11 protein-coding genes and 1 pseudogene are annotated in these 13,043 nt (G+C 69.1%); 6 read left to right on the top strand and 6 right to left on the bottom strand.

Features of this window, described 5'->3' with window-relative positions:
- Positions 1-24: 24 nt before the first annotated feature.
- A complete protein-coding gene (locus AC5WS7_RS16880) occupies positions 25-1,377 on the bottom strand; it encodes a DoxX family protein (protein ID WP_495955443.1) in 1,353 nt (450 codons plus the stop codon).
- A gap of 280 nt (positions 1,378-1,657) precedes the next feature.
- On the opposite strand from AC5WS7_RS16880, the gene AC5WS7_RS16875 reads away from it, so the two are divergent.
- The 3 genes from AC5WS7_RS16875 (at position 1,658) to AC5WS7_RS16865 (ending at position 5,057) form a co-directional block, all read left to right on the top strand.
- Positions 1,658-2,803 (top strand): phosphotransferase family protein, encoded by a 1,146-nt coding sequence (locus AC5WS7_RS16875; RefSeq protein ID WP_495955442.1) that lies wholly within the window; start codon positions 1,658-1,660, stop codon positions 2,801-2,803.
- On the top strand, positions 2,800-3,930 hold the full coding sequence (locus tag AC5WS7_RS16870; protein ID WP_495955441.1) for an Rv3169 family protein: 1,131 nt from the start codon (positions 2,800-2,802) through the stop codon (positions 3,928-3,930). The genes AC5WS7_RS16875 and AC5WS7_RS16870 overlap by 4 nt, the downstream gene beginning before the upstream one ends.
- A 92-nt stretch (positions 3,931-4,022) precedes the next feature.
- A complete protein-coding gene (locus AC5WS7_RS16865) occupies positions 4,023-5,057 on the top strand; it encodes a DUF2293 domain-containing protein (protein ID WP_495955440.1) in 1,035 nt (344 codons plus the stop codon).
- Positions 5,058-5,105: 48 nt separating this feature from the next.
- On the opposite strand, the gene AC5WS7_RS16860 is transcribed toward AC5WS7_RS16865, so the two are convergent.
- Genes AC5WS7_RS16860 through cobO form a run of 3 tightly spaced genes read right to left on the bottom strand, consistent with a single transcriptional unit; the run spans position 5,106 to position 7,502 of the window.
- Positions 5,106-5,504: a cobalamin biosynthesis protein gene (locus AC5WS7_RS16860; RefSeq protein ID WP_495955439.1), complete on the bottom strand. Its 399-nt coding sequence runs from the start codon at positions 5,502-5,504 to the stop codon at positions 5,106-5,108.
- Complete coding sequence (locus tag AC5WS7_RS16855; RefSeq protein ID WP_495955438.1) at positions 5,497-6,894, bottom strand: cobyrinic acid a,c-diamide synthase CobB; 1,398 nt, start codon at positions 6,892-6,894, stop codon at positions 5,497-5,499. The genes AC5WS7_RS16860 and AC5WS7_RS16855 overlap by 8 nt, the downstream gene beginning before the upstream one ends.
- Entirely contained in the window at positions 6,888-7,502 is a 615-nt protein-coding gene (cobO, locus tag AC5WS7_RS16850) for a cob(I)yrinic acid a,c-diamide adenosyltransferase (protein ID WP_495955437.1), read from the bottom strand. Before cobO ends, AC5WS7_RS16855 begins: the two co-directional genes overlap by 7 nt.
- Positions 7,503-7,828: 326 nt before the next feature.
- Between cobO and AC5WS7_RS16845 the strand changes: the two are divergent.
- Together AC5WS7_RS16845 and AC5WS7_RS16840 are read left to right on the top strand one after the other, a co-directional pair.
- Positions 7,829-7,990: pseudogene (locus tag AC5WS7_RS16845) on the top strand (NAD(P)(+) transhydrogenase (Re/Si-specific) subunit beta); the annotation flags it as partial.
- 254 nt (positions 7,991-8,244) lie between these two features.
- Positions 8,245-9,093 (top strand): NAD-dependent protein deacetylase, encoded by an 849-nt coding sequence (locus AC5WS7_RS16840; RefSeq protein WP_495955436.1) that lies wholly within the window; start codon positions 8,245-8,247, stop codon positions 9,091-9,093.
- Positions 9,094-9,493: 400 nt separating this feature from the next.
- Here AC5WS7_RS16840 and AC5WS7_RS16835 read toward each other — a convergent pair whose 3' ends face one another.
- Positions 9,494-11,479, bottom strand: coding sequence for a magnesium chelatase subunit D family protein (locus AC5WS7_RS16835; RefSeq protein ID WP_495955435.1), 1,986 nt, complete (start codon positions 11,477-11,479; stop codon positions 9,494-9,496).
- Between the two features lie 316 nt (positions 11,480-11,795).
- Here AC5WS7_RS16835 and AC5WS7_RS16830 point away from each other — a divergent pair, with 316 nt between their 5' ends.
- The gene (locus tag AC5WS7_RS16830) at positions 11,796-12,545 is read left to right on the top strand and encodes an EI24 domain-containing protein (protein ID WP_495955434.1); all 750 of its coding nucleotides are present in this window, start codon (positions 11,796-11,798) and stop codon (positions 12,543-12,545) included.
- A 42-nt stretch (positions 12,546-12,587) separates the two neighbouring features.
- Here the strand turns inward: AC5WS7_RS16830 and AC5WS7_RS16825 are convergent, their stop codons facing one another.
- Entirely contained in the window at positions 12,588-13,037 is a 450-nt protein-coding gene (locus AC5WS7_RS16825) for a GNAT family N-acetyltransferase (RefSeq protein WP_495955433.1), read from the bottom strand.
- Positions 13,038-13,043: the final 6 nt, after the last annotated feature.

Here is a 13,043-nt window from a genome sequence, read left to right as displayed (position 1 = left end):
CCGGCCCGACGGCGAACCGCTGTCCTAGGGATGCCGCGGATTGTTCTGAACCCAGTGGAATCCGTTGCTGCGCAACGGCAATCGATCGGCATCGAAGTGCTCGAGCGAAACGGTCACCGGGTGGCCGTTCAATTCACCGGTCAGCACCGCGCGATCGGGCGCGGGCTGCTGGAAGGTGAGAACACCCGTGGGGGCCGGGAAACCGGGCACCGTCGTGATCGTGATCCGGTGCGTCGCCGGATCGACCGTTACGGGCAGGCCGTCCAGCGTGCCGTCCATATGCTGGAACCCGAGCACGCCCGGATAGTCGAACACGACCCGGAACCAGCGGTCCCCGTCGGTGACCAACGGTGGCACATCCTGCCCGTCCCGGGTGAACCGGGTGACCGTCCATATGCCGTACAGCGGCGGTTTCGGCCGGCCGGGGCCGTACGAATGCCAGTTCAGCCACTGCATGTGGCCCAGGCCGATAACCACCCAGACCGCCAGCAGCACCTGGACCAGTGCCGCGATCCGCCGGGACCGCGCCGTGTGGAACGGATACGGCGCGGTCGAAGGTCCGGCGGCGCGGCCGAGCAGCAGCACGTCGACCAGCCGCCGGGCCTCCGGTGCGAGCAGGATCAGGCTCATCAGCAGCAGATGTCCGGACAGGATCTTCACCGGCACATCGAAGGTCAGGTTCAGCAGGAACACCTGGGCCATATCCACCAGACTCAGCATCGCGCCCAGCACGGCGGTACGCGGGATGAACAGCATCAGCCCCGCCAGCACCTCGGCCAGTCCCAGTGACATCTCGTACGGATGGGACGACCCCACCTGATTCCACAGCACCGCCATCGGATCGAAATGCCCGTACGGCTCGAGCAGCGTGCTCAGCGACGGAGCGCGCATCTGCGTCGGAATCAGTTTGACGAATCCGTAGAAGAGCATCTGCCCGCCGAGGAACAGTCGCAGCGCCAGCAGCGCCCAGCCCGCGAGCGTGCGGTATTCGAGCCGGCACCGGTCCAGTAGCGACCACACCGCTGTGGCGAGGAGCGTCACGACCAGCAAGCAGAAGACCTGCACCCAGTAGATCGCCTGGTCACCGCTCCCATTCGGATAGAACCGCACATCGTTCGCACCGAATACCGTGCGGCCGACCCAGCCGAACACCGGTTCGAGCGACTTCGCCGGCCCGGTCACCGTCCGCTGTGCCGACCAGGTGTGCAACCAACCCGCGAATACGGCCGTGATCTGTGGGATCGTCAGGCACAACACTCCTGCGTAGCTGAAAAAGAACCGAAAAGCAATGCGGGTCAACGGGTTCCACGCGGTCGAGTCCTGCCTCTGCGGCCGGATCTCCGATACGTCGTCCCGCTCCTGGACACCGTCGCTCATGCTCGCCCTCCCGATCGAATCCACGCAGCCGAAATCGATTCCCGCCGGACACCCCCCCGCGAATCCTCAGGTTCTCTTGATACACCCCGCAGCGGCATCCTCAGCAGGCCGCCCCGGCGACGGCAACCACTCATCCCGGTCATCGGTACCGGCGAAAAAGCCCTGCCGAATTCCACCACGCGTAGCGACTGGAACGCGTTACATTCCCTCCATGGTGCCGCCCGCGCACGCGCCGCGCCCGCGACACGCAGGCATTTCCACAAGCCAGGAGGTCCCGATCATGTCGGACGATTCCGAGCCAGATCCCGAACAGCGGCGACAACTCACCACCAGCGCCCGGGATCTCTACGACCTCGCCGAGCGCCTCACCGGCTGGCTGGCCGACAAGGTCGGCTGCGACGGTACGCCGGTGCTCACCGACCTGCGCCGGCCTCGAGCCGGTGGCATGTCGAGTTCGTCGGTCCTGTTCGACGCCTCCTGGCAGGTGGACGGGAAGACGGTCGGCGGCTCCTACGTGGCGCGGATGGCGCCGGAGGAGGATTCCTTCCCCGTCTTCGAAACCTATGATCTGGCAAGGCAATACGGGGTGATGGCCGGGGTCGCCGAACACAGTTCGGTGCCGGTGCCGCCGCTGTGCTGGTTCGAGGCGGACGAATCCGCGCTCGGTGCACCGTTTTTCGTCATGCAGCGCGTGGACGGACGCATCCCCGAGGACAATCCGCCGTACGTATTCATCGGCTGGCTGTTCGATGCCACCGCGGAGCAACGAATGCTGTTGACCCGCAACACGATCGACATCATCGCCGATATCCACGCCATCGCCGATCCGGCGGCGAAGTTCCCGGCGCTGGCCGAACCCGGCGACTCGCTGCGCCGTCATGTCGATGCCACCCGCGCCTGGTACCGCTGGGCCCTGGCCGAGGACGGATACTCGATCCCGCTGCTGGAGCGCGCATTCGACTGGCTCGAGCAGCACTGGCCGGAGCATCCGGGCGCCGATGTGCTGAGCTGGGGCGATTCGCGACCGGGCAATATCATCTACCGGGAGTTCGATCCGGTCGCGGTGCTGGACTGGGAGATGGCCGCACTGGGCCCGCGCGAACTCGACGTCGCGTGGATTATCTTCATCCACCGGTTCTTCCAGGACCTGGCGACGCAGTTCGGTCAGCCGGGACTGCCGGATTTCCTGCGCCGCGAGGATGTGGTCGCGCTGTACGAGCGGGCCACCGGATATCGCCTGCGGGATCTGGACTTCTACCTGGTCTACGCCGCATTGCGGCACGGCGTGGTGATGGCCCGGGTCAAACGCCGGATGATCCATTTCGGCGAGGACACCGACACCCCCGATCGGGACGACTACGTGATGCACCGCAAGAGCCTCGAGGCTCTGCTCGACCGCACCTACGAATGGGATCGACAGCTATGAGCGCATCCGACGGCCGCGGCGTCGGCCCGGCCCCCGCACCGCTGGACGAATATCCGATCCACCAGACTCCGCTGTCGCTGGCCCGGGTCGGCACCAGCGACCGGAACTTCTACGACCGCAGCTATTTCAACGGACACGACCGGGACGGGGGCACCTTCCTGGTGACCGGTCTCGGGGTCTATCCGAACCTGGGCGTCATCGACGCGTACGCGGCCGTGCGACGCGGGGAAACCCAACGTGCCGTGCGCTTTTCGACCGAACTCGGCGAGCGTGGCCTGGACCAGCGGGTCGGCGGCTACCGCGTCGAGGTGCTCGAACCGCTCGATCGCATCCGGGTCGTCTGCGAGCACGAGGATCTCGGTTTCGACCTGACCTGGTCCGGAGCCTTCCCGGCGATCCTGGAACAGCCGCATCTCATTCTGGCCGGCAATCGGCCGATCATCGACGCGTCCCGGTTCGCGCAGGTGGGCTCGTGGGCGGGCACGCTGCACGTGGACGGGACCGATATCGCGGTGGATCCGCAGATCTGGACCGGGAGCCGGGACCGGTCGTGGGGTATCCGGCCGGTCGGGGAGACCGAGCCGGCCGGGCGCGCCGGCGCCTCCGGACCGGGCGGCTTCTGGTGGATGTACGCGCCGCTGCGGTTCGAGGATTTCGCCATCGTGGTCATCGTGCAGGAGAATCCGGACGGATACCGCACCCTCAACGACGCCACCCGGATCTGGGCCGACGGTCGCGTCGAGCAACTCGGGTGGCCTCGCGTGCACATCGACTATCGTTCCGGCACAAGGATTCCCGTGGGCGCCCGGCTGGAGATGACGGCCGCGGACGGAAAACCGGTGGAGGTGCTGATCGAGCCGCGCACCTTCATGGCACTGCATATCGGCTGCGGCTACGGCGGCGACCCGGATTGGCAGCACGGCATGTGGAAGGGGGCGGACTGGTCGTCCTCCAGCAGCTACGATCTGACCGATCCCGCTGTCGCCGGACGCATTCCGTGGGGTGTGATCGACCATGTCGCGAGCGCTCGATGTGGTGACGCCGAGGGCTGGGGCCTGTTCGAACACGCCAGTATCGGGCGGCACGATCCGACCGGCTTCGCGGATTGGACATCGGTGGCGCCCTGACCGGACGCGGCGATACGACGGGTCATCGGCCCCGGCCCGCACCGTGAATCGGGGCGCGGGGACTGTCGCCGCCGTGTTCTATGGTTCATCTCATGTCCAAGCTCCGGCGTCGGGTGGTCGCGGCCGCGGAAGCGGCACTGGCCCAGCACAAATACGTGTCCACCGTCGATGTTCTGGTCGGCTTGGGCTGGTTGACCTCTGCGCACGTCGAGCGGTGGCGGCAGGGGCGTGCCCCCTCGCTGGTGAAGCTGGCCCCGGTGGACGCGGCGCGGTTGCGCGACGTGGCGGATCTGCTGGGCGAATGGGCGCGCGAGGGCGGTCTCACCCCGAGCGATACCGCCTATCTGTCCGGTAGCCGCGATCGTGCGCCGCTGATCTTCGTCGGCGACGAGGACGAGGCGGTGTTCCGCACGCACTGGCTCTCCCCCGACCTCACCCCGGCCCGCCGCGAGCAGATGCGGCAGCGCCAGAACAAGGCGCCCGATCTCACGGTCGTCGCGGCCGCCGGGGACTGGACGTGCGCGGAATGTTCGGACACCGGGCCGTATCAGATCATGTCCGACGCCGGGCCGCTGTGCCTGACCTGCGCGGATCTCGACCATCTGGAATTCCTGCCCGCCGGGGACGCGGCCCTGAGCCGCCGCGCCAAGAAGGAGAGCACCTTGGCCGCGGTCGTGGTGCGCTTCAACGCCCGGCGCAAACGCCACGAACGCGTCGGCATCCTGGTCGAGGAACAGGCCCTGGCCCGCGCGGAGGAACAATGCCTGGCCGACGAGGACGCGCGGCTGCGCCGCCGCGAACGCGACACCGCCCGGCGCGCGGCACAGGACGTCGAGTTCCAGCTGCGGATGGCCGCCGAAATACAGCGGCTGTTCCCGAACTGCCCGCCGGAGCGCGCCACCGAGATCGCCGATCACGCCGCGGTGCGCGGCAGCGGGCGCGTCGGCCGCAGCGCGGCCGCGAAAGTCCTTGCCGCCGAGGCTGTGACGCTCGCGGTCATCGCCTCGATCCGTCATCTCGACACCGACTACGACCGGCTGCTGATGGCAGGTATGCCCCGTAAGGAGGCGCGTGCGAAGATCCGCCCCGCGCTGGACCGGGTCCTCGAAGCCTGGCGGGGGCAGTAGGGCGAGCCGATCGCGCTCCGGCTCGGTGGTGGCCGTTTCGCGGACCGGTCAACCTGATTCGCAGCGGGCCACCGCGACCGTCACCGAGCCCCGGGAGGTCTTCGGTATCACGAGATACCCTGTACCGCAATACTTCTCGGAAGCGAGCAAGGCCGCGGCCTCGGCGACACTGGAGGTGGCGACAGCGGCTCTGGTTCGCGCCGCGGGGTTCGGGACGTGCACCGCGGCGAGTTCGTCCGGAGTGAACGCGGCCACCGGAACACCGAATTCGGCTGCGGCCGCGGAAAATCCCGGCTCGGCCGCTCTGCGGTCGATCGTCGCCAGACAGCGGAACTTCTCCTGTCCCAGCACCGCGCGCACCGCACGCACGATTTCCGCCGCGACGGTCGCCGGCCGGCACCCCACTCCGACGACGAGTTCGCCGCTGCCGGAACGTGGTTCACACATCTGCGCGCACGGCGGCGTAATCGGCCGCGGCCGCGACGAATCCGGCGATGGTCGCGGGATTTCCCGCGGGATGGATGTGCAGGTAGGAGGCGTGCACTCGATGGGTCACCGCGCCCTCGCGCACGGTGGCGCCATCCGGGGCGCGCCATGCCCACGCCGGGGCGTCGGCGGTGGCGGAAATGAGTCTGGTGCGGTGGAATTCGTGTCCGCGCACCCGTTGCCCGGCGGTCCAGAGCGGAGAATCGGTCAGCGCCACCGCATCCCGATAGCCCAGCGTCAATCGCGGCCCGAACTCGGCGGCCGCGTCGACCACGCCGGCCATGCGATGTCCGTCCAGACTTCGGGTCAGATAGAGCAGTCCCGCGCATTCGGCGTGCACCGGCATACCGGCCCGGGCCGCGGCACGCACCGCGTCGAGCAGCGCGTCGTTCGCCGAGAGCTCCGCCGCATGCTCCTCGGGAAATCCGCCCGGCAGCACGACACCCGCTGTGCCGGTGGGCAAGTCGTCATACAGCGGATCGAAGACCGCCACACGCGCGCCCGCCGCCGCCAGCAGTTCACGATGCTCGGCGTAGCCGAAGGTGAACGCCGGACCACCGGCCATGGCGATCACCGGTCCGTCCGTGGGCGAGCCGCCGACCGCGCGCAATTCCGCTTCCGGATCCCAGTCCGGCCCCGGCACCCGCGCTTGCGCCAATCGGGCGATCGCGGCCAGATCCACATGGGCGGCGACGAGTTCGGTCATCGCGTCGACCGCCGACCGCGCCGCATCGCCGTGCTCCACCGCGGGAATGAGGCCCAGATGCCGTGAGGGAACGGCCAATTCGGCCATCCTCGGCAGCGCGCCGAGCACCGGCAGACCGACCCGGTCACATGCGGCGCGCAGCACCTGTTCGTGTCGTGCACTGCCGACGCGGTTGAGAATCACGCCACCGAGCCGGATCTCGCTGTCGTAGGTGGCGAATCCGTGCAACAGGGCCGCGAGGCTCTGACTGTGCCCGCGCGCGTCCACGACCAGCACGACCGGTGCCCCCAGCAGCGCCGCGACCTGTGCGGTGGAACCTTCCGCGACCGGCTGCGCCTGATTCTCGTCGATGCGACCATCGAACAGGCCCATCACACCCTCGACGACCGCGATATCGCACCCCCGCGTCCCGTGCCGGTACAGCGGCGGCACCCGCTGCGCGCCCACGAGCACCGGATCCAGATTCCGGCCCGGACGTCCGGCGGCCAGACCGTGATATCCGGGGTCGATATAGTCCGGGCCCACCTTGAACGGCGCGACGGTATGTCCCGCGCGGCGCAGCGCGCCGATCAAACCCGTTGCGAGAGTGGTTTTTCCGCTTCCAGAGGCCGGTGCGGCGATGACCACCGCCGGTGTGCTCACCATTCGATGCCGCGCTGGCCCTTACGGCCCGCGTCCATCGGATGTTTGGTCTTGGTCATCTCGGTGACCAGATCGGCGGCATCGATCAGCGCCTGCGGCGCGTCCCGGCCGGTGATCACCACGTGCTGATTGCCGGGACGGGCGCGCAGGGTCTCGACCACCTCGTCCACGTCGACCCATCCCCATTTCAGCGGATAGGTGAATTCGTCCAGGACGTAGAACCGGTGCTGTTCGGCGGCCAGACGGCGGGCGATCTCGTGCCAACCGGCCAGCGCGGCCGCGGCGTGATCATCCTCGGTGCCCTGTTTGCGGGTCCAGGACCAGCCCTCACCCATCTTGTGCCATTCGACCGGGCCGCCCGCACCGGTCTCCTCGTGCAACCGGCCGAGGGTGCGAAATGCCGCCTCCTCCCCGACCTTCCATTTCGCACTCTTCACGAACTGGAACACCGCGATGTCGAACCCCTGATTCCAGGCCCGTAGCGCCATCCCGAACGCCGCGGTCGACTTGCCCTTGCCGGGGCCGGTATGCACCGCCAGAACGGGCTGATTACGCCGCTGCCGAGTGGTCAACCCGTCATCGGGCACCGTCTCGGGAACACCCCTGGGCATCGACACCGCTCCTTCCGCGCATGAACTGCTGCTCCACGTTGCCACACCCCTTCGACCCCCCGGCTCCCGCCCCGGGCTGCGCCGCGGCAGCGCGGCCGGCTTGCCGACGCCGGCCGACATCGCCGAACGCACCCGGCCGGTCGGCGCCGATGTCTCGATGACTCCCGGACCGCACGAGATGTTCGGCCTGGCCGCGCTCGAGGCTCCGGCGGCCGGGACACCCATGGTGGGCGGTGGGCGCCGGGCGATGGTCCGCACCCTCGCCGTCGGCCCGCTCTGCGGCATCACAGCCGCCCGCAGCCAACCGGCGACGGCAATCGAGGACAGCGAACGATGTCACCAATCCCGCGCGGGAGGACTCCTCCAGCCCGATCTACGGGATGCCGGTGCTGAACGTGGATCAGGCGCACAGTGTGATCATGTTGAAGCGCTCGGTGAACCCGGGATTCGCCGGAATCGACAACCCGCTGTTCTACGCCGACCACACGGTCGATACTGCTTTCGACCCTGTTACCTGCGTCGCCGCACGCCCGCCCGCGCTGAACGCCTATCCGGCGCGGCGTCTGCCTCACGCGACAGACGAGTGGGACCCGCGGCACTGCTTCACACAGCCGGTCGCAGCGAGGATCGCCGAGTTCGAGCCTGCGGCAGCCATCGGCTCCTCCTGTTGGTCGGCTCCTCGGCACGTGGCCGCGGCCAGCTCCCCAAGGGCGAGCCCGTCGACGAGCCGTACGCTGGATCCATGCCGGAACTTCTGACCGTGAGCGCTGTCGATCGGGTGCTCGACATCGTCGCGGGCCGCCGGGTGGCGGTGTTGACCGGGGCGGGGTTGTCCACCGACAGCGGGATTCCGGATTATCGGGGGCCGAGTTCGCCGCCGCGCAATCCGATGACCTATCAGCAGTTCGTCGGGGATCCGGTGTTCCGGCAACGGTATTGGGCCCGCAATCATGTCGGCTGGCGGCGGATGGATGCCGCGCGGCCCAATCCGGGACATCGTGCGCTGGCGCGGCTCGAGCGCGCGGGCGTCGTCAGCGGCCTGATCACCCAGAACGTGGACCTGCTGCACACCAAGGCCGGCAGTCGCCGGGTGATCGATCTGCACGGCACCTACGCGCGAGTGCGCTGCCTGAACTGCTCGGCACTGATTTCCCGCATGCGCCTGGCCGACCGGCTCGAGGCCGCCAATCCCGGCTTCGCCGAATCGGTCACCGACGGCCTCGAGGTCGCCCCCGACGCCGACGCCGTGGTCACCGACACCGCGAACTTCCGCATGGTCGACTGCGAACAGTGCGGCGGAATGCTCAAACCCGACATCGTCTACTTCGGCGAAAACGTCCCGAAGGACCGTGTCGCGGAGGCGTACGACCTGCTCGAGTCCGCCGAAGTATTGCTGACCGCGGGCTCCTCGCTCACCGTCATGTCCGGCCTGCGTTTCGTGCGGCACGCGGCCAGAACCGCTCGTCCGGTCGTCATCGTGAACCGCGGCCACACCCGCGGCGACCCGCTTGCCACCCTCACCGTCGACGCGGGCTGCTCCGAACTGCTCACCGCCCTCGCCGACCAATTCACCACGGCCACTGCGCAATAGCTCGCTCGGGGCAATTCGCATCCAGCGGTGATCACGTTCGCCGGCCACTCCCATCACCGGGGTCCGGCCGGCAGATCCGCGGACACCGGCACGGGAGGTCGCGGCACTCGTCGGTGGTGCGGCCGGATGGTTCCGCCGGCCGCGAGCGCGGGCAGATCGCCGATCGCGCCACATGACACCGGAGACCCGAGCGGCGCAAACTCGCCCAGCGCCAGGCGGATCGATCCGTATTGCTCCAGGCGCAGCGCCGTTCAGCCGGCACACCGCGGCCATGCCGCGCTACCTGCCGCCCGCCACGGAACACCGGCCGAACGGACGCAGACCCGCAGGCCGAGCTGAGCTGTTCACGCCGTGCTCGCGAAACCGCACGACGGTCGGCAACCGCACCCGGCGAAACCGATCAGGCCGCACGGACTCCCGAGACCTGCGACCGCACCACCCCTGCCACGGCATCACCGGTGATCTCGGCCAAGCGGATGTATGTGGCGCGCAGGTCGCGGGCGAGGTCGGCGGCCAGGCCGAGACGGATCATGCCGCGTTCGCAGTCGACCACGACGCCGGTGACGCCGTCACGAGCCAGCACGCGCGCGGCGGCGCGGGCGCGCGGAAGCGGGTCGGCGCCTCCGGTGGCGCGGCCGTCGGTGAGCAGGACGACCATCGCGCGGCGCTGCGGATCGCGCACGCGCTCGCGCCGAACCACCTCACGCGCCTCGACCAGACCGCGCGCCAGCGGGGTCTTACCGCCGGTGCGCAGGCCCGCCAGACGCCGCACCGCGATATCCACCGAGGAGGTCGGCGGCAACACCAGTTCGGCCTCGCTGCCGCGCACGGTGATCACCGCGACCTTGTCGCGCCGCTGATAGGCATCGCGCAGCAGGGCGACGATCGCACCGGTGACCGCCGAGAGCCGATCCCGGGCAGCCATCGAACCCGACGTGTCGACCACGAAGATCACCAGATTGCCTTCGCGCCCTTCGCGATACGCGCCGCGCAGATCCTCCGGTTCCAGGGCCAGCGGCCCTTCGAACCGGCCGCGGGCACGTTGCCGAGGCGCGGCGGCGAAGACCGTGCCGAGCAGGTGCAGTCCGGCCGCGGCATCGGGTACCGCTCGCACGACGCGTCCGTGCCGGGTGCTCGCCCGCGAACGCCGTCCCGGTGCGCCCTCACCGACGCCCCGCACCTCCCAACGAGGCGGTCGGGCAGTCGAATTCGCCGGTGCGCCCGCCCGGCCCTCGGGCGCACCGCCACCGCCGCCGGGCGTATCGGGACCGCCGTCCGGATCGTCGCCGGGCCCCTCGGGCCGTTCGGAATCGCTCGGCTCGGGCGCGGGGTCGTCGGACGACGAACGCTCGGATTCGCTCGATGGGCCGGAGTTCTCAGCGGAGTTCGGTTCGGCCTCCGCCGCGGCCTGCCGCATCGCCTCCTCCAGCTGTTCCTCGCTGATGCCCGGCTCGTCGAACGGATCACGCCGACGCCGGTGCGGCAGTGCGAGTTCCGCGGCGATACGCACGTCATCGGCTGTCACACAACGACTTCCGCGCCACGCCGCATGCGCCGTCGCGGTGCGGGCGACGACCAGATCCGCGCGCATGCCGTCCACGTCGAAGCTGGCGCACAGCGCCGCGATCCTGCGCAATTCCACATCGTCCAGCTCCACCTCACCGACCAGGTCGCGGGCGATCAGGATACGGTCGGCGATCTCCCGATCGGTCTCGGCGTACCGGCCGGCGAATCCGTTCGGGTCGGCCTCGTAGTCCAGGCGGCGACGCACGACGGCCATGCGCACGTCCACATCGCGGGAGGCGGCCACGTCGACGGTCAGCCCGAACCGGTCCAGCAACTGCGGACGCAGCTCCCCCTCCTCCGGGTTCATCGTCCCGACCAGCACGAACCGCGCCGGATGCGAATGGGACACCCCGTCGCGTTCGATATGCACGCGGCCCATCGCCGCCGCGTCCAACAGAACGTCGACCAGATGGTCGTGCAGCAGATTCACCTCGTCCACGTACAGCACGCCGTGATGCGCGGCCGCCAGCAGACCCGGCCGGAACGCCTGCTCCCCGTCGCGCAGCACGCGCTGCAGATCCAGCGAGCCGACCACTCGGTCCTCGGTCGCCCCGACCGGCAGCTCCACGAGCCGCGCGGGCCGCTGTGCACCGCGTTCGTCGGCGACCGGCGGCAACAACTGCGCCAGCGCCCGAACCACGGTCGACTTCGCGGTGCCCTTCTCCCCGCGCACCAGCACACCCCCGATCCCCGGATGCACCGCACACAGAATCAGCGCCAGCTGCAACTGCTCCTGCCCGACCACAGCCGAGAACGGAAACCCGGCCTCACCGGACGGGGATACGGAGGTTACGGCGACGTCGACAGTGGATTCGGACACGACCCAACTGTATTGCCCACCGGCAGCGCCCCTCGCCGCCCCCTCCCGCGATCGGCTTCACCACGCGATCCTGCACGGAAACGCAGCTGATCGGGAATTCGGAAAGGACGCTGCCCTGCGGCATTGAATTTCGGCGACTGCTTTTCGTATTCCCCTGTCGAAGGTGAGCGGGGAGCCGCTGTTGCTCGAGGGCGAGGATTTCCTCGAACCGATAGTTGCGGTGTCCCTGCCGCAACCTGAGAAGCGATAACGCCCAGCAGTTTCGGAACCTGTGACCCGTACGTGGTTCCCGGCTGCGCCGGAATAGACTGCGCGCGTGCGGGATCTGGCTGCGGGGTTCGGGTATCTGTTGCAGGGGCAGCGGTGGGTGGCGACGCATCGGCGGCGGTTCGGGTACGCGCTGGTGCCGGGGCTCATCGCGCTACTGCTGTATCTGGTCGCGATCGGGGCGGTGGCGTGGTTCGCGGGAGACGTCGTCGCGTGGGCGACGCCGTTCGCGGACCATTGGGCCTCGCCGTGGCCGGGGGTGCTGCGCGGCTTCCTGGACGTGTTGCTGCTGGTGTTGTGCCTGTTCCTGGCGGTGATCACGTTCACGGCGCTGACCTTGGCGCTGGGGCAACCGTTCTACGAGGCACTCGCCGAGCACGTGGACCGGAGCCAGTCGCCGGGCGAGGCGCCGCCGGGGCCGGGTCTGCCGGTGTGGCGAATGTTCGCCGACGGCATCGCGCTGGTGCTGCGAGCCGCGGTGTGGGGCGCGGCGCTGTTCGCCGCCGGATTCCTGCCCGTGGTGGGGCAGACCGTGGTGCCGGTGGTGGGCATCGGGGTCACCGGATTCTTCCTGGTGCGGGAACTGACCACGGTTTCCATGCAACGCCGCGGAATCTCGCTGCGCGAACAGCTCAGCTTACTGCGCTCACGCCGAATGCTGGTGTGGGGCTTCGGAATTCCGCTCGCGGCGGCGTTCCTGGTGCCCTTCGTCGCGATCGTGCTGATGCCGGGCGCGGTGGCGGGCGCGACCCTGCTCACCCGCGAGGTGCGCGGCGAGCCGATCTCGCCTCGCGCCTGACAGGCGGTCCCGCAACCACTTCCGGGCTGCGGGACCCGCAGGTCAACCGCGCCGCATCGGGACGTGCGGGATACCGTCCTCGATGTACTCTTCGCCGTCGGTGACGAAACCGTGCTTGGTGTACATGTCGATCAGGTACGTCTGCGCATTGAGCCGCACTGTGGCCGAACCGGTTTCGGCGAGGGCGGCCTGCAGCAGCCGGGTGGTGTAACCGTGGCCGCGGGCATGCGGCGTGGTACACAGCCGGCCGATGCGGAACGACTTCACCCCGTTCTCGTGTTCCTCGGACAGGCGCAGCGTGCTGATCGCCTCACCCTCGTCGTCGAGCCACAGGTGCCGTGTCTCCGGCAGCAGGTCGAGTCCGTCCAGCTCCGGATAGGCGCACTTCTGCTCGACGACGAACACCTGGACGCGCAACTGCAACAGCTTGTAGAGCGTCGCGGTGTCCAGATCCGCGGCCCACGACCTTTTGAGAGCAACCGTTGACATCATCGCGTC

The organism is Nocardia sp. PLKS1-43 (assembly GCF_059510335.1).
The sequence above is the reverse complement of the archived record's forward strand: the minus strand, read 5'-3'. Positions and strand labels throughout refer to the sequence as shown.